The 24170-nt window shown below is 67.8% G+C and carries 24 protein-coding genes and 1 pseudogene; 15 read left to right on the top strand and 10 right to left on the bottom strand.

Going from position 1 to position 24170, the window contains the following annotated elements:
• Window positions 1-50: 50 nt before the first annotated feature.
• Window positions 51-338 (bottom strand): translation initiation factor eIF-1A, encoded by a 288-nt coding sequence (gene eif1A, locus NO978_RS10185; RefSeq protein ID WP_257299479.1) that lies wholly within the window; start codon window positions 336-338, stop codon window positions 51-53.
• 248 nt (window positions 339-586) lie between these two features.
• Here eif1A and NO978_RS10180 point away from each other — a divergent pair, with 248 nt between their 5' ends.
• A complete protein-coding gene (locus NO978_RS10180; protein WP_369684136.1) occupies window positions 587-769 on the top strand; it encodes a hypothetical protein in 183 nt (60 codons plus the stop codon).
• On the opposite strand, the gene NO978_RS10175 is transcribed toward NO978_RS10180, so the two are convergent.
• The gene (locus tag NO978_RS10175; RefSeq protein ID WP_257299477.1) at window positions 766-2748 is read right to left on the bottom strand and encodes a DUF460 domain-containing protein; all 1983 of its coding nucleotides are present in this window, start codon (window positions 2746-2748) and stop codon (window positions 766-768) included. The two genes, NO978_RS10180 and NO978_RS10175, sit on opposite strands and share 4 nt — an antisense overlap.
• A 102-nt stretch (window positions 2749-2850) precedes the next feature.
• On the opposite strand from NO978_RS10175, the gene NO978_RS10170 reads away from it, so the two are divergent.
• Both NO978_RS10170 and NO978_RS10165 read left to right on the top strand, forming a co-directional pair.
• Window positions 2851-3258: a DUF2178 domain-containing protein gene (locus tag NO978_RS10170; RefSeq protein WP_257299476.1), complete on the top strand. Its 408-nt coding sequence runs from the start codon at window positions 2851-2853 to the stop codon at window positions 3256-3258.
• Window positions 3255-3449 (top strand): helix-turn-helix transcriptional regulator, encoded by a 195-nt coding sequence (locus tag NO978_RS10165; protein ID WP_257299550.1) that lies wholly within the window; start codon window positions 3255-3257, stop codon window positions 3447-3449. The genes NO978_RS10170 and NO978_RS10165 overlap by 4 nt, the downstream gene beginning before the upstream one ends.
• Before the next feature lie 13 nt (window positions 3450-3462).
• Here the strand turns inward: NO978_RS10165 and NO978_RS10160 are convergent, their stop codons facing one another.
• Window positions 3463-4338, bottom strand: coding sequence for a PhzF family phenazine biosynthesis protein (locus NO978_RS10160; RefSeq protein ID WP_257299475.1), 876 nt, complete (start codon window positions 4336-4338; stop codon window positions 3463-3465).
• Window positions 4339-4409: 71 nt separating this feature from the next.
• Entirely contained in the window at window positions 4410-5339 is a 930-nt protein-coding gene (gene rnz / locus NO978_RS10155) for a ribonuclease Z (RefSeq protein ID WP_369684133.1), read from the bottom strand.
• Between the two features lie 162 nt (window positions 5340-5501).
• On the opposite strand from rnz, the gene NO978_RS10150 reads away from it, so the two are divergent.
• From NO978_RS10150 to NO978_RS10125, 6 genes are all read left to right on the top strand, one after another.
• Window positions 5502-6647 carry a DUF4382 domain-containing protein gene (locus NO978_RS10150; RefSeq protein WP_257299474.1) on the top strand — a complete coding sequence of 382 codons (1146 nt, stop codon included), beginning with the start codon at window positions 5502-5504 and terminating at the stop codon, window positions 6645-6647.
• Window positions 6648-7036: 389 nt separating this feature from the next.
• The gene (locus NO978_RS10145; protein WP_257299473.1) at window positions 7037-7351 is read left to right on the top strand and encodes a hypothetical protein; all 315 of its coding nucleotides are present in this window, start codon (window positions 7037-7039) and stop codon (window positions 7349-7351) included.
• Window positions 7352-7465: 114 nt separating this feature from the next.
• Window positions 7466-10384 (top strand): S8 family serine peptidase, encoded by a 2919-nt coding sequence (locus NO978_RS10140; RefSeq protein ID WP_257299472.1) that lies wholly within the window; start codon window positions 7466-7468, stop codon window positions 10382-10384.
• A gap of 153 nt (window positions 10385-10537) precedes the next feature.
• Window positions 10538-11251, top strand: coding sequence for a cohesin domain-containing protein (locus tag NO978_RS10135; RefSeq protein WP_257299471.1), 714 nt, complete (start codon window positions 10538-10540; stop codon window positions 11249-11251).
• Window positions 11252-11293: 42 nt separating this feature from the next.
• Window positions 11294-12301 (top strand): AAA family ATPase, encoded by a 1008-nt coding sequence (locus tag NO978_RS10130; RefSeq protein ID WP_257299470.1) that lies wholly within the window; start codon window positions 11294-11296, stop codon window positions 12299-12301.
• 192 nt (window positions 12302-12493) lie between these two features.
• The gene (locus tag NO978_RS10125; protein WP_257299469.1) at window positions 12494-12940 is read left to right on the top strand and encodes an acyl-CoA thioesterase; all 447 of its coding nucleotides are present in this window, start codon (window positions 12494-12496) and stop codon (window positions 12938-12940) included.
• Here the strand turns inward: NO978_RS10125 and NO978_RS10120 are convergent.
• Window positions 12937-13989 carry a methyltransferase domain-containing protein gene (locus NO978_RS10120; protein WP_257299468.1) on the bottom strand — a complete coding sequence of 351 codons (1053 nt, stop codon included), beginning with the start codon at window positions 13987-13989 and terminating at the stop codon, window positions 12937-12939. The two genes, NO978_RS10125 and NO978_RS10120, sit on opposite strands and share 4 nt — an antisense overlap.
• Window positions 13990-14208: 219 nt before the next feature.
• Between NO978_RS10120 and NO978_RS10115 the strand changes: the two genes are divergently transcribed.
• From NO978_RS10115 to NO978_RS10100, 4 genes are all read left to right on the top strand, one after another.
• Complete coding sequence (locus tag NO978_RS10115) at window positions 14209-14769, top strand: TATA-box-binding protein (protein WP_257299467.1); 561 nt, start codon at window positions 14209-14211, stop codon at window positions 14767-14769.
• 81 nt (window positions 14770-14850) lie between these two features.
• Entirely contained in the window at window positions 14851-16707 is a 1857-nt protein-coding gene (locus NO978_RS10110) for an ATP-binding protein (protein ID WP_257299466.1), read from the top strand.
• A 76-nt stretch (window positions 16708-16783) separates the two neighbouring features.
• Entirely contained in the window at window positions 16784-17161 is a 378-nt protein-coding gene (locus NO978_RS10105) for a hypothetical protein (protein ID WP_257299465.1), read from the top strand.
• A 57-nt stretch (window positions 17162-17218) separates the two neighbouring features.
• Complete coding sequence (locus NO978_RS10100) at window positions 17219-17533, top strand: hypothetical protein (protein WP_257299464.1); 315 nt, start codon at window positions 17219-17221, stop codon at window positions 17531-17533.
• 19 nt (window positions 17534-17552) lie between these two features.
• On the opposite strand, the gene hisG is transcribed toward NO978_RS10100, so the two are convergent.
• Window positions 17553-18398, bottom strand: coding sequence for an ATP phosphoribosyltransferase (gene hisG / locus NO978_RS10095; RefSeq protein WP_257299463.1), 846 nt, complete (start codon window positions 18396-18398; stop codon window positions 17553-17555).
• Between the two features lie 77 nt (window positions 18399-18475).
• Window positions 18476-19234 carry a stage II sporulation protein M gene (locus tag NO978_RS10090; protein ID WP_257299462.1) on the bottom strand — a complete coding sequence of 253 codons (759 nt, stop codon included), beginning with the start codon at window positions 19232-19234 and terminating at the stop codon, window positions 18476-18478.
• Window positions 19235-19319: 85 nt separating this feature from the next.
• On the opposite strand from NO978_RS10090, the gene NO978_RS10085 reads away from it, so the two are divergent.
• Entirely contained in the window at window positions 19320-20603 is a 1284-nt protein-coding gene (locus NO978_RS10085; protein WP_257299461.1) for an amidohydrolase, read from the top strand.
• A 767-nt stretch (window positions 20604-21370) separates the two neighbouring features.
• On the opposite strand, the pseudogene NO978_RS10080 reads toward NO978_RS10085, so the two are convergent.
• Window positions 21371-21616: pseudogene (locus tag NO978_RS10080) on the bottom strand (type IV pilin); the annotation flags it as partial.
• Window positions 21617-21832: 216 nt separating this feature from the next.
• Here NO978_RS10080 and NO978_RS10075 point away from each other — a divergent pair.
• Window positions 21833-22480 (top strand): hypothetical protein, encoded by a 648-nt coding sequence (locus NO978_RS10075; protein ID WP_257299460.1) that lies wholly within the window; start codon window positions 21833-21835, stop codon window positions 22478-22480.
• Window positions 22481-22616: 136 nt separating this feature from the next.
• Here NO978_RS10075 and NO978_RS10070 read toward each other — a convergent pair whose 3' ends face one another.
• Together NO978_RS10070 and NO978_RS10065 are read right to left on the bottom strand one after the other, a co-directional pair.
• The gene (locus NO978_RS10070) at window positions 22617-23345 is read right to left on the bottom strand and encodes an aspartate/glutamate racemase family protein (RefSeq protein ID WP_257299459.1); all 729 of its coding nucleotides are present in this window, start codon (window positions 23343-23345) and stop codon (window positions 22617-22619) included.
• Window positions 23346-23407: 62 nt separating this feature from the next.
• Window positions 23408-24127: a helix-turn-helix domain-containing protein gene (locus tag NO978_RS10065; protein ID WP_257299458.1), complete on the bottom strand. Its 720-nt coding sequence runs from the start codon at window positions 24125-24127 to the stop codon at window positions 23408-23410.
• Window positions 24128-24170: the final 43 nt, after the last annotated feature.

Genomic DNA, 24170 nt, shown 5'->3' with positions numbered 1-24170 from the left:
GGATAACGTGACGAACGCGTAAAAGGGTGGGTATCCCGGGGCGAGACGGCTCAGATGTGTCCCTCCTCGCGGAGCTGGTCGGCGTCCTGCTTGTCGTAGCGCCAGGTGATGTCGGCCTTCTCGTCCTGCCAGTCCCAGGGCTCGACGAGTACCACGTCGTCCTCCCGTATCCAGACCCGCTTTTGCATCTTACCCGGAATCCGGGCTGTGCGCTCCGTGCCGTCTGCACAGCGGACACGGACCCGGTTCGCACCGAGCATGTTCGTCACCGTCGCGAACACCTCGTCGTCCTCCGGCATCCGCAGGTTGCGTCGGCCACCGCCGTCGTTGTCACTCATGTGTCCCCGTATGGATGCCGCTACTTTTAATTCTTGTAGGATGCGATTCGGTCTGGCCGCCGACGGTGTCGGCCACGCGTGTTCCCTCGACCGGTGGTTCGCGTCGGGGAACGCCCCGTGCTGGCCCGGGTCGCTGCCGGTCCGGAGGAGAAACCACCACGTTCATTCGGCTCGGGGGTGGACTCCGTGACATGGCTGCCGACATGAGTCCGGGCGGAGGCTCGTCCGGTCCGATGAAGTACGCGAAGATGCTGGGAATCTCCGGCGCTCTCGGGTTCCTGTTCGTCCTCGCAGGTATCGGAATCATCGCAATCAAGGGCTCGCTCGTCCTCGCCGCCGGGTTCGCGCTCGTCATCGCGGGCCTCGGGCTGCTGCTCAAGGCGCTCGTGAGCAACGCGCTCGGGATGCTCGGGATGGGCGGGATGTTCTAGAACGCGTTGCTGCCGGCCTCGTCGGCGCGGTGCTCACTGATGAGGCGGTCGACCATCTCCGATTTCTGGTCCTTCTTGCGCGCCTCCGCACGCGCTTCCCAGTCCTCGATAACGGCCTCGACGTCGTCCTCGCGGGCGACAGCGAGCTCGTCGACCTCCTGCATCGCCACGTCGGCGGCGGGGCCGACCGGGATCTCGTGTTCGAACAGCACCTCGTCGGCGATATCTGAGAGTCCGCCCTGCTTGAGGACGACACGGGGCTCGTGTTCGACGAGCTTCTCCGCCGTGGACCGGCCGGCACCGGAGGCGTCGCGCAGGTAGACCACGTCGTCGGGTGCGAGCCCGTAGCTGTCGTGGGCGTCGTCGATGGCGTCCCTGGTGAACTTGGCGACGGGCTTGACCGGGACGAGCCCGCGTTTCTTCTCCTCGACGTCGGCGAAGTTGGAGTGGTCGAGCTTCCAGAGCTCCTTCAGCCGGTCGAGCTTGTCCTGCAGCTCCTCGATGGTCTCCTCCCGGTCCGCGACGTCCCGTTCGAGCGCGTTGTTCCGGCGCTCCAGCCGGGTGACGGTGCGGCGTTCGCGAGCCTCGCGGCGTTCCTCGCGGCGGGCCTCGGAGAGCTCCGACTCCAGGTCTTCGATGCGCTCGTCCTTCTCGTCGACGGTCTCCTGCAGCTCGTCGGCGTGGGACTGCAGGCGCTCGACCTGCCGTTCGAGGTCGCGGATGCGCTTCTCCTCGGCGGTCAGCTCGCGCGGGTCGTGCTCGTGCTCCTCCTCGTCCTCTTCGTCCTCCTCGACGAGGTTGTCGACGACGGTCTCGACGCTCCGCTCACCGGCGAGTACGCGCTCGATGACGACGCCGCGGTCGAGGGTCGGCGGCGTCTTCCGGGCGATGCGCTCGAACTGGTCCTCGTGGTCGTCGAAGGCGAACAGCGCCGCGGCGAGGGCATCGCGCTCGTGGTCGTTGTCGTAGCCCTCCTCACGAGTCCGATGTTGCTTCTCGTCGACCGGAAGGTCCGAGTCGGGAATCCACGGCGCAGCGTCGAAGCTCCGGCGGACCTTCTCGACGGTCTCGGGCATCGGTTCCACGTCGGCCGCGACCATGACGGGTCGCCCGCGCTCGATGATCCACTCGATGACGGCGGCGGTGTCGGCGGTCCGCGTCGAGAGCACGTCGTGGACCTGCCCGTCGAGCGAGACGACGGCGACCGCCGTGGTGGTGCCGGGGTCCATCCCGACGATGACGTGGTCGCGGCGCTTCGCCAGCGGCTCGAACTCGATGCCGTCGCGGCGCTCCCGTTCGATTTCGACCCGCGTGTCGCCCGAGCGGCCGCGGGAGACGGGGATGTCGGCGGGGTGGACGTCGACGGTGAAGACGGCGTTGGCGTAGCCGCCGTACTTCTCGGTCGCGTCCATCTCGTAGTCGAGACCGGCGTCGTCGAGGTCCGATGCGACCTCGCGGGCGCGGGCCCTGACGTTGCCGTGGATGCGTCGGGTGTAGCGGTCCTGGCTCCAGCCCCCGCTCCCGGTCGAGCGGCCACGGGACACCTTCACCGTCGTCGTGTCGGTGAAGGCGCTGACCTCGTAGCCGACGTTGGTGGCGGCGAGGCGGGCGGCGGCCTCGGCCTCCTTCATGGGGTCCTTGCCGTAGGGGACGCCGTGGCGGGAAGCGACGCGGGAGAGTGGTTCGGGCTGTTCGTCGCCCGTCACCTGTACGAGCCGTGTCTCGTCCGGCAGGCTGCCGAGGAAGTGGACGAGCGCGTCCTTGTCCTCGGCGAGTTCGTACATGTTGTCCGTGGCGACGATGGTCGGCGCCTCGTCGTCGATGCGGCGGCGTAGCTTCCGGTACGTGACGACGTCGCGCTCGATGGATTCGCCGTCGAAGACGACGAGCGCGTACGAGGGGGCGTCCCCCCGGACGTCCCCGCTCTGGATGTCGACGCCGAACACCACCGCGTCGAGGGCCGTGGTACGGGCGCTCACAGGCAGTGATTGGGGAGGTATCTGTATAAATTCCGCGGGGCACCGCAACGTTGAAGTGCTGGTGTAAAGTACGCTTTACTGTAAAGGAGGCTTTACAGACCGATGCCACAGAACGACACCATCGACCCAGCCACCGAGACCACGTACCGACGCCTGCACGCCGCCCTCTGGCTCTGTTCGGGGGTCGCGCTTGGCGGGCTCATCGTCGCCGGCTACCCACTGCTGGGCGTCGGCGCGTTCGCCGCCTGTGCCGTCGGCGCATTCTCCGTCTACCGTCGGTACGGTGACCCGCTGTTCGACGAGCGGGACCAGCGCATCCAGGAGGCCGCCAGCGAACGCACCATCACCATCTTCGGGCTCGGCTCGGCCGTCGTCTTTCCGACTGTGACGGCGCTGTGGGCGCTGGACGTCATCGCGTGGCCGCTGTGGCTCACGCCCATCGCCTTCTTCGTGGCGGCGCTCTCGCTGCTCCACGGGGCGAGCCTCGCCTACGAGCGACGATGGGCATAGCGAACCACGTCCGCGAGCGCCGCGAGGAACGAGGGCTGACACAGGGTGAGCTCGCGGCGGCAGTCGACGTGACCCGACAGAGCATCAACGCCATCGAGCGCGGCCGCTACGACCCGAGTCTCGAGTTGGCGCTGAAGCTCGCCGACGAGTTCGGCTGTCCCGTCGAGGCGCTGTTCCAGCTGGAGGAGTAGCCCGACGGCGAGGTCAGTACAGGTCGCCGCGTGCGACCGGGACGACCCGGCCGCCGACCCGCACCTCGATTCCGTCGTCGCCATCGTCCCGCTCCGCGGCTGCGAGATGGAGCAGCGACGGCCGACCCATCTCGTAGCCCTGTTCGACGACCACGTCGAGCGGCTCGTCGCGGTGGTGCACCAAATACCCCGCCAGACAGCCGTTCGAGGAGCCCGTCGCCGGGTCCTCGGGGACGCCGTAGAACGGTGAGAACACGCGGTCGGCGTAGTCGTTGGCCGGGTCGCGGGGCTCCGGGCAGAACGTCAGCACGTTCTTCCCGTCGTGGTCACCCGTCAGTGCCTCGTAGCCCGCCGGGTCCACCTCGGCGCGTTCGAGCGCCTCGCGGTCGCGGAGCGGCACGACGACGGTCGGGAGCCCGGTCGACACCCACTGAACAGGCAGGTCGTCGCGCACGTCCTCAGGCGAGAGCCCGACCGCGGCGGCTGCCGTCTCGCGGTCGAACGTCTCCCCGAACTCGGGGGGCTGCTGTGTCATCCAGTACAGCGGGTCGTCACCATCACCCTCGACGCGGACCGGCACGTCGCCGACGCCGAGGCGGAGCGTGAACAGGTCGGGGTCACCGCTCGCGAGGTGGTCGCGGATGACCGCGGCCGTCCCGAGCGTCGGGTGGCCCGCGAACGGAATCTCGCTGTTGGGCGTGAAGATGCGCACGTCCCAGCCGTCGTCGTCGCGCCCGGTGACGAACGTCGACTCCGAGTAGTTCATCTCGTTCGCGACCGCCTGCATCTCCTCGGTCGAGAGGTCGCTCGCGTCCGTCACCACCGCGAGCTGGTTCCCGGCGTACCGTTCCGTGGCGAACACGTCACAGATGTGGAACTCGTGGGACACGACCGGGACTGCGACCGCGAGCGTGAAAAAACGAACCTGTGTCGCGCGCGCGCATCACGCGGTTCCGGCAGTCACTCGCCGTCCGGATACGGGATCTCGACCGTGTCACCGTCGTCGGGGATTAGCACCTCGCCGTCGAACGCCTCCCGGGCCTCGGTCCGGTGCATGGTCACGTCGTTGGCGTACCGCGAGGAGACGTGCGTGAGTGCGAGCCGCTTCGCCCCGGCACGCTGGGCGATCTCCCCGGCCTGCGTCGCCGTCGAGTGGCCGGTCTGACCGGCCCGCTCGCGACGGTCTGCCGCGAACGTCGCGTCGTGGACCAGCAGGTCCGCCCGCTCGGCTGCCTCGACGGTCGCGTCGACGGGCCGGGTGTCGCCGGTAAAGACGAACCGCCGGCCCGGACGGGGGTCGCCGACGACCTGGTCGGGGCTGATGACGGTGCCGTCATCGAGTTCGACCGGGTTGCCCTCGTGGAGTTCCGAGAACTTCGGGCCGACCGGGACGCCCAGTTCCTCCGCGCGCTCGCGGTCGAACCGACCCTTCCGGTCGTCCTCGACGAGCGCGTAGCCGACCGCTGTCGTCCGATGTTCGACCGCGAACGCCCGGACCTCGTACTCCTCGCGGCGGAGGGCCACGTCGCCGGGGCTGACCTCGTGGACCCGGACCGGGAACGACGGGCGCGCGCCGGTCGCATTGATGAGCCGCTCGACGAGAGGTTTCTCGCCCGGCGGGCAGTGGATTGCCAGGGCGGCGTCGCGCTCGTTGAAGTCCATCGTCTGGACCAGGCCCGGGATGCCCAGCACGTGGTCGCCGTGGGTGTGCGTGACGAAGATGTGGTCCACCGAGAACCCCGTCCCGAAGCGCATCATCTGGCGCTGTGTCCCCTCGCCGCAGTCGAAGAGGAAGGCGTCACCCTCGCGCTGGCAGTAGAGAGAGGTTGGGTTGCGCTGGGTGGTCGGCACGGCCCCGCTGGTCCCGAGGAAGGTCACGCGCATCGACATGGTACACCGTCCACCGGGAACCGGTAAACCGGTGTCGAAACGGTCGACCCGCGGCTGAAACCGTTCACGACCGTTCAGAACCGTCGATTCGGTTGAATCCGGGCAAATCGTTCCCAACCGAGTTCCCGGTTTATACCCTCCGACGCCTCAGGGGTAGCTACGATGTCACGATCCACTGCACTGCTCGCAATCGCACTGGCCGCCCTCCTCGTGACCGCCGGCTGCCTCGGCGGCGTCGCCGGGACAGGGGATGGCGCGAACACCGATGACGCTGCGAACACCGGCTCCGACGACACCAGCGTGTCGTTCTACGTGAGCGACCGCCCGGGCGCTATCGACCAGTTCGAACACCTCAACGTCACCATCACGTCCGTGGGCTTCCACCAGGCCGACGAGAGCGGTGACGACGCGGACGAAGCTGACGAGGACGCTGACGACAGCGAGAACGAGACCACCGCCGAGCCCGAGGACGTGAACGAGACGGTCACAGAGACCGGAACGAACACGACCACGGACGCTCCCGAGACCGAGAGCGACGACGCCGACGACAACAAGTCCAACAGCGATGGTGAGGAGACCGAGCCCGGCAGCGACTCCGAGGGCTGGGTCACCCACGAGATGGACAACCGCACCGTCGACCTGACCGAGCTGCAGGGCGCGAACGCCTCCCGCCTGGCCGACTTCAACATCAGCGCGGGCGAGTACGATAGAGTGTTCGTCCACGTCAGCGACGTCCAGGGTACCCTGGAGAACGGCGAGCAGGTCGACGTCAAGCTCCCGAGCGACAAGCTCCAGATCAACAACCAGTTCACCGCCGAAACCGGGTCGAACCTGAGCTTCGTGTTCGACATCATGGTCCACGAGGCCGGGAACTCCGGACGGTACATCCTTCGTCCGGTCGTGAGCGAGTCCGGAACCGGCGACCAGGTCGAGATAGACGACGTCGACGCGGACGAGCGTGAGGGCGAACGCGGTCCGCCCGAGAACGCAGTCCCCGGGAACGACGACGAGACCGACGATGACGACACCGAGAACGAGCTCGAACTTGCCATCGACGGCCAGGTCAGAGCCGGTGAGACGGTGACGCTGACAGTCGCCGGGAACGAGGACGCCGCCGTCGCCAACGCGACCGTGACCGTCGACGACGAGACGGTCGGTACCACCGACGCAGACGGCACCATCGAACTCACGGTACCGGAGGACGCCGAGGAGTTCGAGGTGACGGTCACGAAGGGCGACGCCGAGGCAGAACAGTCGTGGCCGGTCCGCGGTAACGACGGACAGGGCCGCGTGGCAGTCACTGCGTGATCAGCCGGCCGCCCACCCTTTATTCAGGTCTCGTAACGGGCGTCGTGAACCTCGTTTTTCGGCTCGTTAACGGACTGATTAACGCCGTCGAGAGCGTTCCATCCGTTCGGTTCGCCGGTTCTCAACTAATAGAAATTACTATTAGACCGTTCACGAGAGCGGTTCCCGAACGTTCCGTGTGACCACTACTCGTGAAGCCGTGGTTGAGGTGGGCAAAAGTGACCATCAATGCCCCTATATGTCGGCTCCCTCCCCCACCTTCGATTGACCATCAGTTATCTGGAAATTAACTTTGGAGACGTAGAAATGAGGGAGAGGTACTGCGGGAGCGGTTCTCGCAGGGGGAAAGGATGAATCGGAAACTCCTAGCACTACTGCTCGCCAGTCTGATGGTATTCGGTTTCACGACTCCGTACGTTGCGGCCGGAGCTCCAGCCGACCAGCAGGCAGGCACTTCGACAGATATCGTACAGGCAGGCGTCGGTGACGACGTCGCAGCAAGCACAGCTTCTGAAGACGCGTCCGAACCCTCGGACGACGTGTGGGTACAGCCTGCACTCGAACGTCAGCTCGAGCAGCAGGAAGTAACCCAGGTCGTCGTCAGATTGGAAGGCGCGGACACGAGCGCGACGGCCACGCGTGGCCAGACCATCGGTACGCTCCAGTCCCACGCCGAGCGCACGCAGCGGCCGATACTCGACTAGGCGGAGAACAACGACAACGTCGTAGTCGCGAACACCTGGTGGATCACGAACGCCGTCCTTCTGACTGTCCGTGGTGACGCGACCACGATAGACGAACTGGAGCGCTTCGACAGCGTGGAGCAGCTGCACGCAAACTTCAAGTTCGCATCGCCTGAGCCGCCCGAGTCCAGCGGCGCTGCGCCGCAGCAGCCCCCGGTCAACCACTCGTACGCCCTGACGCAGATCAACGCGACCGAGGTCTGGGAGGAGTACGGGACGATGGGTGAAGGCGCGAAGGTCGCCGTCCTCGACAGCGGTGTCGAGGCCGATCACCCCGACATCGACCTCTACACCGAGGACCCCGGCAACGAGACGTACCCCGGTGGCTGGGGCGAATGGAACGAGGCAGGTGAGATGGTCAACTCGACCCCCGGCCCGTACGGCGGTGCCCACGGTACCCACACCTCGGGAATCGTCTCCGGTGGCGACGCAAGTAACGTCAGCATCGGTGTCGCACCGAACGTCAAGCTCATGCACGGCGGCGTGCTGACGCCGACCAGCGGCAACACCTTCGCGGCCATCACCAGCGGCATGGAGTGGGCCGTCGAGGAGGATGCCGACGTCATCAGCATGAGTCTCGGGTGCCAGCCCGGGCCGTGCTTCTCGGAACCGATGGTCGAGCCCGTCGAGAACGCGGAAGCCGCAGGTTCCATCGTTATCGCGTCGTCCGGCAACGGTGGCGAAGGGACCAGCGGTTCGCCCGGTAACGTCTTCGAGTCCGTCGCGATCGGCGCGTCCGACCGGAACGCCAACATCACGGACTTCTCCAGCGGCATGACCGTCGACACGAGCGAGGACTGGGGCGATGCAGCGCCCGAGAACTGGCCGGAGGAGTACGTCGTTCCGGACGTCTCCGCACCCGGTAACCTCGTGTACAGCTCGATTCCGGAGGGTCAGAGCCTCTCACCCGGAGCGTATCCCGGCTGTACCGAGGAAGCTCAGTGGTGTAACGTCAGCGGCACCTCGATGTCCGCACCGGCTGTGGCGGGCGCCGTTGCACTGATGGAGTCCGCTGCCGGTCCCGGACAGCTCACCAACGACCAGATTCGGACCGCCCTGCGGGAGACCGCGTGGAAGCCCGAGGGCGAGCCCTCCGGCAACGACACGCGCTACGGTGCCGGTATCGTCGACGCACTCGCGGCGACCAACATGGTCGCACTCGAACAGGGCGTCAACGGGACCGTTACCGACGCCGACGGCAACGCCATCGAAGGGGCGACCGTAAGCCTCGACACCGGTGCCGCGACGGAGACCGACGAGAACGGGGCCTACAGTCTGCTCGCGACGAACGGGACCCACACCGTCACCGTCGAGAAGTTCGGTTACGAGATGGCGTCCGCCACGGTGACCGTCAACGGGAGCTACGTCATCCAGGACTTCTCGCTGAACCCGACGCTGGATGTCCGGCTGCTGAGCGGACAGCCGTCCGCCATCGAGGGCGGTGAGAACGCCACCGCGGTCGCAGAGGCCGCGAACCTCGAAGCCTACACGGCCGAACTCGGCGACGGCTACAGCGAGGCAAACGCCACGCTGTACGTCAACGGCCAGGAGGTCCCGTGGGGCCAGACGATCACCTTCGACGAGCCGACCGACGTCACCGCCACGGTGACCGTCGAGACGACCGCGGACACCAGCGGTAGCGTCTCGGTCGTCCACACCTTCGAGGGGCTCAACGAGTCCATCGAGGTCACGACCGGTCCGACTGACGTGTTCGAGGAGTTCACCCAGGTCGGCCTCGTCGACGACGCCGGTGACCACGGTGAGGCAGTCAAGGGCACCCTCCAGGAGTACCTGCCTGGCAACTACCAGGTGACCGTAATGAGCTCCGACGAGGCGACCAGCAACGTCGACAGCTACGACAGCTTCGTCGTGCAGAACATCGCCGAGGAAAACGGCGAGGCGTTCGCCTCTGCCACGAGCTCGATCACGACCGGCGTGGTCTGGCTCGACAACTGGGGCGACGACAGTAACGGTGTCCCGGTCCGCTCCTCGGCCATCGGCGACCCCGCCAACACCGACGACACGTTCGGTGACGGCGTGGTCTCCTACGAGGTGACCAGCGACCACCCGATCTTCGAGGGTGTCGCCGGACCCGGTGAGAGCGTCCAGCTCCACACCGCCACCACGTTCAACGACCACTCGTGGTTCACCGACACTAACGCGGCCGTTATCGGTAACCTCCACACCGCAGACGCCGGTGTGAAGGGCGCAGGTATCGCGGTCGACGCGAACCGCTGGGGCGTCATGGCGTCCACGCTCGGTCGTGAGGCGTTCGTCGGGGACGGTGACTTCACCGATGAGGCCGACCAGATCCTCGCGAACTCGGTGATGTTCGCATCCGACACGCCCGAGCCCGCCGGCACGGTCGACGTCACCGAGACGGCGACCCAGCCCGGCGAGCCCGCAGAAGTGAGCATCTGGACCGGTGACATCGACGACGTCGCCGGCTATCAGGCCGAGCTCCACTTCGACCCGAACAAGCTCCAGGTCGAGAGCGTCGACGGCCAGGACTTCGCCGACCCGGTCGTCAACATCGACAACGAGAACGGTGTCGTCTCCATGGCCCAGGCACAGGCGAGCGGCGTCGACAAGCCGACCATGGTCGACATCGAGTTCGACGTTCTCATGGACGACTTCAACGAGACGGCCGAAGTCACCTGGAACACGAGCGCGTCGATGGTGACCTACAAGAACGGCACCGCGCCGCTCGTGGAGTTCACGCCCGGTGCGGTCGAGACCGCCGACTGCACGCCCGGTGACGTCAACTCCGACGGTGCCATCACCGTCCAGGACGCGACGCTCACCCAGCAGTACATCGTCGGTGAGAACCCCGAGAACTTCAACCCGAGCTGCGCCGACATGAACGGCGACGGCGAGGTCACCTCTGCTGACGTGACCCTCATCCTCGAGGAGATCGTCGGCAGCAGCATCTCGGCGCCGCAGCCGATGACGGTCTCCGACCTCGTCGGCTCCCAGCTCCAGGCTGAAGCCTAACCGGGCCACCACACCCAGTCGCACCACTCGCTGATCACCTCGCATCCGCGCGAGGCCGTTTCGACGACGACGCACGCGGCTTTGCGTACTGCCCGCTCGACGGGCACCAGGGGCGGCCGGGGACACCCGGTCGCCGGTTTCACCACACGACTCATGAACACGAACCGCCTTCCCGACGGAACGACACTGCTGCTGGTAGCCCTCTGTCTCGCACTCGTAGCCGTCCCAGTCGCGGCCACGCAGGACTCCACGACCCTCTCGCTGTCCTCGGCCGAGGCGGAATCGGCCAGCGACACGGTTACCGTCACGCTCGCGGCTGACGCCTCGGACGTCGCCGGCTACCAGGCCAACGTCACGTTCGACCCGTCGATCGTCCAGGTGCAACGCGTCTCCGGGGCGGACTACTCCGACCCGGTGCAGAACGTCGACAACGAGGCTGGCTGGGTGTTCCTCACCCAGTCCCAGGCGAACGGCGTCGACGACCCGCAGCTCGCGACCATCACGTTCGAGGTCGTCGGGAGCGCGGGCGAGCGCTCGACGCTCTCGTTCGTCGAGTCCGACACCAGGATCAACAACGGTGCGGGTGAGCACGTCGATGCGACCCTCGACAGCGGGGCGATCAGCGTCGGGGACGGCGGCGTTCAGTCGATGGGCGAAGGCTCCGCCGCGACCGACAGCGGTGGCGAGGACCCCGCCGCCGGAACTGCGAACCAGCAGGTCACCCCCGACACCAGCGCCCCCGGTGACGACGGCGACGACGGCGGTGCGGCCAGCGGGAACGGAACGGGGCTCTCGACACCGATGCTCGTCGGCGGGGCAGCCGCACTGCTCGCCGGTGGCGTGTTGCTCGGTCGCCGCGCGTCCTGAGAACCGACCGATTCTTACCGGGCGCTCGCTTACCGCCGCGTGATGGACGCGCCGCTGTGGACCGACGCCCACGCCCCGTCGCTCGAGGAGTTACCACAGCCGGACGCACGGGAGTACCTGCAGAAGGCCGTCGACGAGCCGCTGAACCTCCTGCTGCACGGGCCACCCGGCGTCGGCAAGACGGCGGGAGTTCGGGCGCTCGGCCGTGCAGCACACGACGATCCCGACAACGACCTCGTGGAGATCAACGTCGCCGACTTCTTCGGGCGGACGAAGACGGAGATCAAGAACGACCCCCGTTTCGCTTCGTTCCTCGACGGTAAGTCCCGGCTCTCGAAGCGGGACATGATAAACCACGTGCTGAAGGAGTCCGCGAGCTACGCGCCGGTCTCGGGCAGCTACAAGACGGTCGTGCTGGACAACGCCGAGGACGTGCGCGTCGACTTCCAGCAGGCGCTCCGCCGGGTGATGGAGCGCTACCACCGGACGACACAGTTCGTCATCTGCACCCGACAGCCGACGAAGCTCATCCCGCCGATCCGTTCGCGCTGTTTCCAGGTGCCGATGCGGGCGGCAACGAACGACGAGCTGGTGACGGTGCTCCGGCGGGTCGTCGAGGCCGAGGGCGTCGACTACGATGACGACGGCCTGGAGTACGTCGCCGGCTACGCCGACGGCGATGTCCGCGAGGCGATCCTCGCCGCACAGACCACCGTCTCGCGGGCCGACGAGCTGACGATGCAGACCGCCTACGAGACGCTGGGCGACGTCGGCACGCTCGATGCGGTCCGCGAGATGCTCGAGGACGCCGAGTCAGGCGAGTTCACCGACGCCCGCTCGACGCTCGACGACCTGCTCGTCGACGAGGGCTACAGCGGTGCCGAGGTACTGGAGGAGATACTCACGGTGGGTCGCAAGCGCTACGACGGCGACCGACTGGCCGGGCTCCACCGGCTCGCGGGCGAGGTCGACGCCGACATGAGCGAGGGGACGAGCGACCGGGTCCACCTTGGTCACCTGCTGGCGGAGCTGGGGCGGTCGACGGCGTAGCGGCTGTCTGGCTCTGTTGGGGCCGGTTTCCTGCGAACAGGCGACGCGTGAGCTGCCGGTCCGGGGTGCGTCGCGCTCCCGCCTCGACCGCCGGACCGCGTGGGTCAGACCACGCCGCGGTTGCGGCGTGCTTCCTGAAGTACCCTCGGCCGGTGGGGAACTCTCTTTCTCCGTGGCGTACGAGGGTCCGATATGCAGACGCTCTCGGAGACGCGGATCACGAACCGCCAGCGGGTCCAGCCGAACCACGCGAACAACTACGAGGCGGTCCACGGCGGCAACCTGATGAAGTGGATGGACGAGGTCGGCGCGATGGCGGCGATGCGCTTCGCTGGCGAAACCTGCGTCACCGCTGCGGTCGACGAGTTCTCCTTCGAGCGGCCCATCCCCGTCGGCGAGACGGCACTCATCGACGCGTACGTCTTCGACGCGGGCCGGACGAGCGTCCGGGTATTCCTGCGGGCGTACCGGGAGGAGCCGCGCTCGGGCGAGACGAAGCAGACGACGGCGGCGTGTTTCACCTTCGTCGCGGTCGGGGGTGACGGGAAGCCGGTCCCGGTGCCGTCGGTCCGGATCGAGACCGAGGAGGACGAACGGCTGCAGGCGACGGCACGCGACGCGGTCGACGGTGGCGACTAGTCGAGCACGAGCACGTACCGGGTCAGCGACCGGTGGACGCGCCGCTCGAAGGAGTCCTCGACCGTCCAGCCGGCGCGTCTGGCGGCACCGGTCCAGTCGCGGTCGGCGACGACGACGGCGCGGTCGGCGACCCTGTAAGCCTCCGTGAGCGCGCCGGCGACGAGGTCGTCGAGTGCGTGGGTCTCGATCTTCGACTGGCGGCCGTACGGGGCGTCGAAGACGACGGCGTCGACTGCGTCGTCGACGAGCGGGAGCCGGGTGGCGTCGCCGCGGCAGACGTGCCAGTCGCCCGGGTCGGTGATCGCGTGGTCCTCCTCGCCGTCGAGGAAGTGTCCGAGGTTCTCCGTCGCCCCGCCGACCATCTTCGACTGGGCGTCGACGCCGACGACGTCCGCGCCGACGAGCCCCGCCTCGACGAGGACGCCGCCGGTGCCACACATCGGATCGAGGATGCGACGCCCCGAGGCCGCGCCGGCGACGTTGGCGATGGCGCGGGCGAGCAATGGGTCCATGCTGCCGGGCTGGAAGAACGGCTTGTCCGTGGGCTTGCGGTCGCCGAAGTCGCGCACCGACTCGGCAGTGAGCCAGCCGATGGCACAGACTCCGGCCTCGCCGGCTGCCCCGTCGCTCTCCACGGAGGGGCCGTCTTCGTCGTCGACGCTCGGGGCGAACAACGCCCGGAGCTCGTGGTCGGGGTCGTCGAGGTCCACCGCGAACCCGCGGTCGACGAGCACCTGCCCGAGCGCACGCTCGGCGTCACTCGTCGAGACGCCGGTGTCGCCGCGCACGTCCCGGGCCCGGACGGCGACGGTTCCCTCGCGGTCGACCGGTGCGGCTTCCAGCAGGGCAACAGCGCTGTCGACAGTCGCGTCGGTTCGGCCGACGAGTTCGCTCGCGCGGTGGGTGTAGGCCAGTCCGCGAACGCGTTCGGGGATGACGCTGCGTGCGACGGCGAGACCGCCGCCGATGCGCTCGACGCCGGCCGCCGCGCTGGCGGCCTCGCAGGCGGCGAAGGCGTCGTTCTCGCCGCCGAGTTCCAGCAGGTACACGTCCAACCGTGTGCGAGGACGGGCAATCAGCGTGTCGACTGGCGGGCGCGGCGCGTGCTTGCGTTGGTGCGGTCACCGGTGGACCGAGGACCGTTCAGGTCGGCCTTTTATCGGCAGCATTGACCGATTCCGTCGTACCGTCCCGTCGTTCGGTCTGGCCCCGTGCAGGCACGTGGCACCAACCTTTATAAACCTTAAATACGACTTTTAAGTCGAGTTATGACCGACCCCAAGGAGACTATAAATATCGAGAACGTCGTCGCTTCGACCGGTATCGGCCAGGAGCTCGACCTGCAGAGCGTCGCCATGGACCTCGAGGGGGCCGACTACGACCCCGAGCAGTTCCCCGGCCTCGTCTACCGCACGCAGGAGCCGAAGTCCGCCGCGCTCATCTTCCGGTCCGGGAAGATCGTCTGCACCGGTGCGAAGAGCACCGACGACGTCCACGAGAGCCTCCGCATCGTCTTCGACAAGCTCCGTGACCTCAACATCCAGGTGAACGAAGACCCGGAGATCGTCGTCCAGAACATCGTCACGTCTGCCGACCTCGGCCGCAATCTCAACCTCAACGCCATCGCCATCGGTCTCGGGCTGGAGAACATCGAGTACGAGCCCGAGCAGTTCCCCGGCCTCGTCTACCGCCTCGACGAGCCCGAGGTCGTCGCGCTCCTGTTCGGCTCCGGGAAGCTCGTCATCACCGGCGGCAAGAAGCCCAAGGACGCCGAGCACGCCGTCGACAAGATCGTCTCGCGCCTCGAAGACCTCGGCCTGCTGGAGTAGCTCGACGGTTCTTTCCGCTCCTGTTTTCCGGTGGAACGTATCCCCAGAAGAGACATTGCTGTCGAACACAAGGTGACGGGTATGTCCGCGGAGCCAGCGGCGATGACGGTCCTCCACGTCGACGACGACGAGGATTTCATCGCCCTCACGGCCGAGCTGCTCGGGCGGCAGAGCGACCGCATCACCGTCATCTCCGCCACGGAAGCCTCCGAGGCACTCGACCTGCTCGAACGCGAGGACGTCGACTGCGTCGTCTCCGACTACGAGATGTCGGAGACCGACGGCCTGGAACTGCTCGCCGCCGTGCGCGAGCGCCACGGGGAGCTCCCGTTCATCCTCTTTACCGGCCGAGGGAGCGAGGAGATCGCCAGCGAGGCCATCTCCGTCGGTGTCACCGACTACCTCCGCAAGGGCGGTGGCAGCGACCAGTTCGCCCTGCTCGCGAACCGTATCGAGAACGCCGTCGAGCAGGCCCGCTCGCGCGTGAGCTACTGGGCGGTGTTCGAGAACACCGACGTGGGACTCACCGTTCGCGACGTCGAGACCGGGACTGTCGTCGACGTGAACCAGGAGTACTGCGACATGCTCGGCTACGACCGGGAGACCCTGAGCGACAGCACGTTGGACGAACTGACCGCCGACGTACCCGGGTACGACGCCGAACGCGGTATCGAGCTCCTCGAACGGGCGATCGCGGAGCCCGAGTTCTCCTTCGAGTGGCCCGACAGGCGCAGCGACGGGACGACCTGCTGGGTCGAGCTCGACGCAACGCTGGTCGAGATCGAGGGACGGGAACGCTCGCTCGTCACGGTCACCGACGTCCACGAACGCCACGAGCGGGAGGCGGCGCTGGCGACTCTCCACCAGGTCGCGACGCAGATACAGGGGTGCGAGACCGTCGAATCCGCCTGCGAACGGACCATCGACGCCGCCGAGTCCATCCTCGATTTCGAGATGTGCAGCATCCTGGTCGCCGAGGACGGCTGGCTCGTCCCGAAGGCGCTCTCGGCCGGCGCACCCGACGACGGGGCCCGCCGGATGCGCCCGGACCAGGGCCTGGCCGGAGAGACCTACCAGACCGGCGAGTCCACGCTCCTCACGGACGTACTGGCCGACGATACCTCGGAGCCCGCCAAAGCGAGCTACCGGTCCGGTATCAGCGTCCCCGTCGGCGAGAGCGGGGTGTTCCAGGCCGTCGCGACGGAGGTGGACGCCTTCTCGCAGGAGGACCTCGAGCTCGCGGAGCTGCTCGTCTCGCACACCGCGCGGGCACTCGACCGTCTCCGGTTCGAGGGCGAGCTACGGCGTCAGAACGAGCGCCTGGAGGAGTTCGCGAGCGTCGTCAGCCACGACCTCCGCAACCCGCTGACGGTCGCCCAGGGCAATCTCGAACTGCTCGCGGATGAGTACGACAGCGAACACCTCGACCACGTCAGGGAAGCGCTCGACCGCATGGCGAACATCACCGAGGACACCCTGCGGCTCGCCCGACGCGGCGACGCCGTAGAGGAGACCAGTCCGGTCGACCTCGCGGCGTTCGCCGACCGCTGCTGGAACGTCGTCCACACCGACGAGGCGACTCTGACCGTCACGGATTCGCCCACAGTCAGTGCCGACCGAACGCGGCTCCAGCACGTCTTCGAGAACCTGTTCCGGAACAGTATCGACCACGCCACACCGGCTGACGGCACCACCGTCGCAATCACCGTCGGCGCGCTCCCCGGCGGCTTCTACGTCGAAGACGACGGCGTCGGCATCCCAGAGGACGAGCAGTGCCGGGTGTTCGACCCCGGCCACACGACCACCGAGGAGGGAACGGGCTTCGGCCTGGCCATCGTCGAGGAGTTCGCGACCGCCCACGGCTGGACCGTCCACGTCACCGAGGGGTCCGACGGCGGGGCGCGGTTCGTGTTCACCGGGGTCGAGATCCTCGACTGAATCGACGTGGCGTCACAGACCGAGGGGGACACCGAAAAGCGGCAGGCACATGACACCGTGGCCGCTAGCCACGGCCATGGTCGGTCTCACGCCGCTGCAACTGGACCCGTCGGCCGGGACACCCGTCGCCTACGTCGGGACGTTCGTCGTCGCCACCCTGTTTTACTCGGTGACGCTGCACATCGCGGCACGGAACGTCCTCGGCGACGTGCCGGTCAAGCTCGCGTTCGTCGTCGGCCCGATGCTCGCGCTCGTCTCCCTGCTGCTCCAGCAGTACGGTCCCGCCGTCGTCCTCCCCGTGACGCTGGTGGCCGACGCGGTCGCCATCAGCCTCGTCTACCGCCTCGACGCGAAGCTCACCGCGTTCGTCTCGGTCATCCACTACACCGTCGCGGTCATCCTCGGGTTTACGCTGTTCAACCTGGTCGCGCTGCTGTCGACGGCCCCCGCCTGACCCACGGGCGGAATCGTGCATGACCGCCTTTTTGTCGTGGCTCCGCCGAGATAGCGTATGGACGCATCGAGCCGCACCCAGGTCGCCCGGGGTGGACTGTCGCTGTTGCTCGCCGGAGCCATCGTCGGCCTCGTCGCTGCGAGCGGTATCCAGAACGCGGCCGGGCTCGCCGTCACGCTCGTCGTCGTCGGGGCCACCGCGCTGGTCGTCGGGAAGGTCGCCGAGCAGCAGGTGCTGCTCGGGGTCTGGCTCGCACCGGTCGTCGCCGGCGTCATCGTCTACGTGTTCGAGCCGGACGCGCTGCTGACGCAGGCGTTCCTCCTCGCCGTCATCGGGGTCGCACAGCTGCTGTTCTCGCAGACGGGAAAGTAGGGTCGAACGTGGGGACCGCCTACTCGACCAGCCGCTCTATCTCGGTGACGAGGATGTCGCTCGCGCCCTCGCCCTTGACCTCGTTGATGGTCTCGAAGACGTCGCGTTCGTCGACGACCGCGTGGACCGCCAGCTTGTCCGAGCCCGCGATGTCCATCACGGTCGGGCCGCCCATGCCGGGGATGACCTCCTGAACGGCGTCGAGGTTCGTCTCGGGGACGTTCATCATCAGGTAGCGCTTGCCCTCGGCGGCGATGACGGAGTCGAACGCCATCCGTATCTGCTCGGTCTTCTCCTCGTCGGCCACGTCCGGGCGGGCGACGAGCCGTACCGACGACTCGAGCACCTCGTCGATGACCGCGAGCCGGTTGACCTTCAGCGTCGTCCCCGTCGAGGTGATGTCGACGATGGCGTCGGCCATGTCAACGTGGGGCGTGAGCTCCGTCGCGCCGGTCACTTCGACGATGTCGGCGTCGATGTTGCGCTCCTCGAAGTAGTGCCGCGTGATGGTCGGGAACTCGGTGGCGACGGTCCGTCCGTCGAGGTCGAACGGCGTCTCGATGTCGCCGTCCTCCGGCGCGGCCAGCACGAGCCGGCACTGGCCGTAGCCGAGGTCGAGCAGGTCGGTCACGTCCACGTCGGCCTCACAGACCTGGTCGTGCCCGGTGACGCCGAGGTCGGCCGCGCCGTCGGCGACGTACTCGGGGATGTCGGCGGCCCGGGCGAACAGCACGCTCACGTCGGGGTCGACGGTGTCGGCGTACAGCTTCCGGTCGGCCCCGTCGACGACGTGGAGTCCGGCTCGTTCCAGCAGGTCGATGGTCGGCTCGTGCAGTCGGCCCTTGTTCGGTACCGCGATGCGCATTTGCCGTTCCTTCGCGTCCGGGCGGCAACTGCCTTTCCATCCGTCCGGAGCTTGCCGGTTCGGCGAGAGCGCGGTGGTCAGGCTCCAGCAACCCCGTACACCCGCTCCAGCAGCCACGTCGTCACGTGTATCTCGACGACGGCGGCGACGGCAAGCGCGGCCACGGAGACGGCGACGAGCAGCCCGGTCCGTTTCACCTCGCCGCGGGTGTAGAAGTGGTCGCGGCGGTCGAAGACGTACAGCACGATGTTCCCCAGGAAGCGGTATGCGATGGCGGCACCGACGAACAGCGCCGGTAGCTCGAGGACGCCGTGGGGGAGCAGCGCCAGCAGGACGAAGCCGTAGCCCTCCTTGGCCGCGACGGGCGTGACGACGTAGCCGACGAGCACGCCGTTGAACACCAGCCCGATGGTCGTCAGGATGCCGCCCGTCAACGCGCCGAAGATGAACACGAAGAAAGCACGGGTGTTGTTCAGGAAGATGAACAGCGCGGTGATGTCGTCGGGGAACATCGCGCTCGGCGAGTCGAAGCCCATCGCGCCGAACAGGTCGAAGCCGGCCTCCCAGAGAGCGACGCCGAGCGGGATGCTCAGCAGGAACAGCACCGCCGCGAACGCGGTGTAGCGGCTGTGCTCCCGCCACGCGAGCGCGAGGCCCGCCCACGAGAGCGTCGGCGGGTCGTCGTGCCCGGGTGGGTCCGTCTCGGCTGTCTCGTCGGGGGCAACCGGCGACGGCTCGGCCTCGTCGCTGTCGAACGACCAGCCGACGCCGTCGTCGGTATCGGCCGGCTCCGTCGGTTGCTCCCCCGCTGGAGGGTCGTCGGGGCGGTCGGTCATGCGTTGCACTACGGCGGCCACCCGAAAAAAGCGTCCGTCGACCGGTCCCGATGGAGTCTTGTCCCGTCCGTCGAAAGCCCGGACCATGGAACTCGCAGTCACCGGTGGACGGGTGCTCATGCCGGACCTCACAGTGGCGAGGGCGGACGTGCTCGTCGACGCCGACGAGGGCGTCGTCCGCGAGGTGGGCACCGACCTCGACGGCGACGAGGAACTGGACGCCAGCGGCGGGCTCGTGATGCCCGGGCTCGTGAACGCCCACACGCACGTCGCGATGTCGCTGCTCCGGGGCTACGCGGACGACAAGCCGCTGGACGCCTGGCTCCAGGAGGACATCTGGCCGGCGGAGGGCGAGCTGACCCCCGAGGACGTACGCGTCGGCGCGGAGCTGGGGATGCTGGAGATGATCAAGACGGGGACGACCGCGTTCGCGGACATGTACTTCCACGTGTCCGAGATCGTCGACGCGGTGGCGGACGCCGGCCTCAGAGCCCGGCTCGGTCACGGGGTCGTCACCATCGCGAAGGAGGCTGACACCGCCCACGACGACGCCGAGGAGAGCATCGAAGTCGCACGGGCGTTCGACGGCGCGGCCGACGGCCGCGTCAGCACGGCGTTCATGCCGCACTCGCTGACGACGGTCGGGTCGGACTTCCTCGAGGAGTACGTCCCACAGGCCCGCGAGGCGGGAGTTCCGGTCCACATCCACGCGAACGAGACGGCCGACGAGGTCGGCCCAATCGTCGAGGAGCACGGGGTGCGGCCGCTCGAGTACGCCCGCGAGCACGGGCTGCTCGAACCCGAGGACTTCGTCGCACACGGTGTCCACACCACGCCGGAAGAGCACGACCTGCTCGCCGAGACGGGCGCGGGCGTCGTCCACTGTCCGGCGTCGAACATGAAGCTCGCGAGCGGGATGGCCCCCGTGCAGGCGATGCTGGACGCGGGCGTCTCGGTCGGTCTGGGCACCGACGGCGCGGCCTCGAACAACGACCTCTCGCTGTTCGACGAGATGCGCGACGCGGCGATGCTCGGTAAGCTCGCGGCCGACGACGCGAGCGCGGTCCCGGCCGAGGCCGTCGTCCAGATGGCGACGCAGGGCGGTGCCGATGTGACGGGGCTATCCGGCGGGCGAATCGAAGCCGGCGCGGCGGCGGACCTCGTCGTCGTCGACCTCGACGCGCCACATCTCACGCCCGGCCACGACCTCGTGAGCCACCTCGCCTACGCCGTGATGGGCAGCGACGTGCGCCACACGCTCTGTGACGGCGCGGTGCTCATGCGCGACCGCGAGGTACTGACGATGGACGAGGAGAAGGTGCTGGAACGGGCGGAGACGGCGGCAGCGGACCTGACCGAACGCGTGTAGAACGACCCAACAGTGGGCGGTGCGAGCGACGCCGTACTGTCGTTCTCGTAGATCCTGACGTTACGGAACCGCGAGTTCGAGGGCGTCTCGTCGTCGATGTTCGACGGACAGCTGGTGTTCGGCGGGTCGACGTCCCCATCACAGTCCATCACGAACACGAGATACCGCGTCGAAAGGTTATATCCGCTCGAGGTGTAGTGCTCCCCGATCGGTACCTCGTAGCGAACCCAGCCATCGCCGTCCTGGTACCGGTCCAGTCCGTCGAAGTTGGTGACGTTGTGGCCCCAGCCCTGAACGCCGTACACCTCGATGATCCGACCCCCGGTCTGGCCCTGGTCATCCTCCAGCCCGATGCCGTGGATTTCGCCCTTGCTGGTGCTCTTGAACTCGAAGACGAGCGTCGTGTTCTCGGTCACGGTGTAGTCGCGCTCGATGTACTTCCACTGATTGCCCTCCATCGAGACGGTCGCACCGCCGTTCTCCACGGCCGTCGAGCCGGAACCGTCCTGATTTCTCTCGAACGGCTGCGTCGGCGCGTTCGCCTCGAAGTCGACGACCGACGGTGCGTCACCCGACGGGAGCGTGACGCGCTGTTTGCTGACGACGCTGTCCGTCGGCCGGTGGATCAACTGGACCGTCACCGGACCCGAGAGCAACTGCGTCGCCCGGAGGCTGTCGCCCGCGTCCGCCACGCCGCCGCTGACACCGGATCGGTTCTGGAACGACGAGAGGGACAGCCGCGACGACGAACCGCCGTCGCGGACGACCACGTCGAACTCGTCGATTCGGAGGTTGTCACCCCCCTGATGCCTGATGACGAGCGTCTGTGCGTTCGAGCCGTTCGCCTCGACGCCGACATCGATGCTCGCCGACGGTGCGTCGCCGAGCAGGTCCGGCGACAGGTCGAAGATGACGACTCCGGCCGCGCCCGCCGCGACGAGCACCAGTGCGACCATCAGCAACGTGCCGACCGGTGCCGACTGTCCGCGTTCCCCCTCGGTTCCCCTTCGCATGCTCGACTGTCCGTGAGCGACGACCATCAAATCATCGGCTTGTTGACAAGGCAGGAGCCAGTTGGTATCTTGTTCACCGGGACAGAATTGAACGCATAGATTCGTTTGTAAACGGTGAAGCATCCTCTCGAAGCGTTTCGTGGAGTTGGCAAACAAAATGAATCAGATGAACGTGCTCACGGGTTTATACCCCTCTCTGGCCCAGGACTGGGTGTGATGAGCACGAAGACGACGGTCGCACTGTTCGGTGCGCTGCTGCTCGTGGTCGGTGCCGCCGCGCCGGCGGCCGCCGCTACGAGCGCGACGCCAGCACAGCCCGCAGACAACCCCGTCACTGACCTGACCCCCGACGACAACGAGACCGACGGCGACGACGGCAACGAGACGGACGACAACGAGAGCGCACAGAGCTCCGGTGACGCATACAACGAGTTCGCCCGGATGCTCAACGACTACGTCCAGAACGTGACGAACGACTCGAACGTCTCGGCACCCGGCCTCCACATCGCGGGATGGGTCGTCGAGCACAACCCCGGTAACGCGCCGGAGCACGCCGGTCCGCCCGCCCACGCGGGCCCCGGTGGTGACAACACGACCGCCAACGAGACCGACGGTAGTCAGGGTCCCCCAGACCACGCTGGGAGCGGTGACGACACCGCCAACGAAACCGACGACGCCCAGGGTCCCCCGGACCACGCTGGGGACGATGACGACACCACCAACGAAACCGACGGCGACCAGGGCCCCCCGGACCACGCAGGCAACGGTGACGACGAGGAAGACGACGACGATGAAGAAGCCGACGGGAACGGTGCCGGCAACGGCCCGCCGGCCGGCGTCTTCGCGTTCCTCCCCTTCTTCTGACACCCGAGGTTGACGCCTCAACCTGATTTCCCCACCGCGTCGGTGGGACCGGCCGCGGTCTCCCCGTAACTCGTCGGGACCGCCGGCCGCGCTCCCCGTCCCACGCTCGCGGGTCGATTCCCGCCACTCGTCCTTACTACGACGCGACGGCACCGAGACTACGGTCGACGGCGTCCGCGACGTGCAACTCGGTCGTGTCGAACAGTGGAGTGTCAGGCACGTCCTCCTGTGCGACGAGCATCTCGATCTCGGTGCAGCCGAGGACGATGCCTTCGGCACCCGCCTCGGCGAGTTCGTCGATAGCCGCGACGTAGGCGTCGCGGGACTCGTCCGTGACGACACCCCTCGTCAGCTCGTCGAAGATGATGTCGTGGACCTGCTGGCGGCGGTCGGCCCCTGGCACGACCACGTCGATACCGTGGTCGGCGAAGCGGCCGGCGTAGAACTCGCCCTCCATCACCGGCCGGGTGCCGAGCACGCCGACCGTGTCGAGCCCCGCGTCGGCGATGGCCTCGGCGGTCGGGTCGACGATGTGGACGAACGGCACCGAGAGCGCGTTCTCGATGGCGGGCGCGACGCGATGCATCGTGTTCGTCGCCATGACCACGAAGTCCGCGCCGCCGGCCTCTAGGTCACCCGCGGCGGCAGCGAGGTAGTCGCCGGCGGCGTCCCACCGCTCGTCCGCGATGAACCCCTCGATGTCTGCGAAGTTCACGCTCCGGATGAGGACCTGCCCGGCGGCGTGGCCACCCCACTCCTCGTTGATGCCCGCGTCGATGCCGCGGTAGTACTGGACCGTCGATTCGCTGCTCATGCCCCCGAGGATACCGACCGTCGCGAGCGTGTCGTCGTGTGCTGCGTCCATACGGACACGTCTCGCGAGCGGGGCATCAACGTCTCCCTCTCATGGGAGGGTCACCCGACCAGTCAGCGGCCGCCGCCGAGCAGCTTCGACTCCGCGGTCCGGAGGTGCTCGAGGAGCGTCGTCTTCGACACGTCCAGCTCGGCGGCCAGCTCCCGGGCGGACACCTCACGGGGCCACTCGTAGTACCCGCGACGGCGGGCGAGGGCGAACACCTCCCGCTGGCGCGCCGTCAGCGACCGGTCGTCGCCGCCGGTCGGCCCCGCCCGCGTCGCGTCCGTGGCCGGCGAGAGGCGTTCGAGCGTGATGTCGGCATCGCGCTCGTCGCGGATTTCGTCGAGCGAGCGCTCGAACGCCTCGCGGCTCGCGTGGACGAGCAGGTCCCACGTCTCGGTTCCGTCCTCGACGCGATACTGCCCGTCGAGGACGTAGCCGCGCGAGACGAACGCCGCTCCGATGCCATCAGTCGCGGGGTACTCGATGAACACGTCGCGGGCCCGACGGCCGACGGCGGCCGGGAGCGCCGCGCCCCTCGGGCCGTCGTCGAGCGAGTGGATGCTCCTGATAAAGGGCGAGTCGTGGGCCACGGCGACCGCCTGGTCCAGGTGCTCGACCGACCCCCCGTAGATGGTGCAGCGTTCGTAGGCCGAGTCGCCGGAGACCGCCGCCCCGTGGCCGACGAGGCTGCTGCCGGTCTCCGCCGTCGAGCAGATGCCCCAGCACTCGGGGTGCCAGATGTCGAGGGTCGCCCGGAGCAACTCCCGGTCCGGCTCTGTCCGGGTCATGCGTCGAGCAACTCGCCGCACCCCGATAAAACGTGCCGGCTGC

Origin of the sequence: Haloarchaeobius sp. FL176 (genome assembly GCF_024609245.1) — an archaeon.
Classification (GTDB): domain Archaea; phylum Halobacteriota; class Halobacteria; order Halobacteriales; family Natrialbaceae; genus Haloarchaeobius.
Note: the sequence above shows the minus strand (reverse complement) of the source record. Positions and strands in the feature narration are given on the sequence as shown.

Coding starts and splice junctions, on each gene's coding strand:
- rnz (WP_369684133.1), bottom strand. CDS start 5,339: ATGTCGATGCGCGTGACCTTCCTCGGGACCAGCGGGGCCGTGCCGACC.
- NO978_RS10085 (WP_257299461.1), top strand. CDS start 19,320: ATGGAACTCGCAGTCACCGGTGGACGGGTGCTCATGCCGGACCTCACA.
- NO978_RS10100 (WP_257299464.1), top strand. CDS start 17,219: ATGGACGCATCGAGCCGCACCCAGGTCGCCCGGGGTGGACTGTCGCTG.
- hisG (WP_257299463.1), bottom strand. CDS start 18,398: ATGCGCATCGCGGTACCGAACAAGGGCCGACTGCACGAGCCGACCATC.
- NO978_RS10115 (WP_257299467.1), top strand. CDS start 14,209: ATGACCGACCCCAAGGAGACTATAAATATCGAGAACGTCGTCGCTTCG.
- NO978_RS10065 (WP_257299458.1), bottom strand. CDS start 24,127: ATGACCCGGACAGAGCCGGACCGGGAGTTGCTCCGGGCGACCCTCGAC.
- NO978_RS10090 (WP_257299462.1), bottom strand. CDS start 19,234: ATGACCGACCGCCCCGACGACCCTCCAGCGGGGGAGCAACCGACGGAG.
- NO978_RS10150 (WP_257299474.1), top strand. CDS start 5,502: ATGTCACGATCCACTGCACTGCTCGCAATCGCACTGGCCGCCCTCCTC.
- NO978_RS10145 (WP_257299473.1), top strand. CDS start 7,037: ATGGTATTCGGTTTCACGACTCCGTACGTTGCGGCCGGAGCTCCAGCC.
- NO978_RS10110 (WP_257299466.1), top strand. CDS start 14,851: ATGTCCGCGGAGCCAGCGGCGATGACGGTCCTCCACGTCGACGACGAC.
- eif1A (WP_257299479.1), bottom strand. CDS start 338: ATGAGTGACAACGACGGCGGTGGCCGACGCAACCTGCGGATGCCGGAG.
- NO978_RS10075 (WP_257299460.1), top strand. CDS start 21,833: ATGAGCACGAAGACGACGGTCGCACTGTTCGGTGCGCTGCTGCTCGTG.
- NO978_RS10125 (WP_257299469.1), top strand. CDS start 12,494: ATGCAGACGCTCTCGGAGACGCGGATCACGAACCGCCAGCGGGTCCAG.
- NO978_RS10105 (WP_257299465.1), top strand. CDS start 16,784: ATGGTCGGTCTCACGCCGCTGCAACTGGACCCGTCGGCCGGGACACCC.
- NO978_RS10070 (WP_257299459.1), bottom strand. CDS start 23,345: ATGGACGCAGCACACGACGACACGCTCGCGACGGTCGGTATCCTCGGG.
- NO978_RS10170 (WP_257299476.1), top strand. CDS start 2,851: ATGCCACAGAACGACACCATCGACCCAGCCACCGAGACCACGTACCGA.
- NO978_RS10130 (WP_257299470.1), top strand. CDS start 11,294: ATGGACGCGCCGCTGTGGACCGACGCCCACGCCCCGTCGCTCGAGGAG.
- NO978_RS10135 (WP_257299471.1), top strand. CDS start 10,538: ATGAACACGAACCGCCTTCCCGACGGAACGACACTGCTGCTGGTAGCC.
- NO978_RS10180 (WP_369684136.1), top strand. CDS start 587: ATGCTGGGAATCTCCGGCGCTCTCGGGTTCCTGTTCGTCCTCGCAGGT.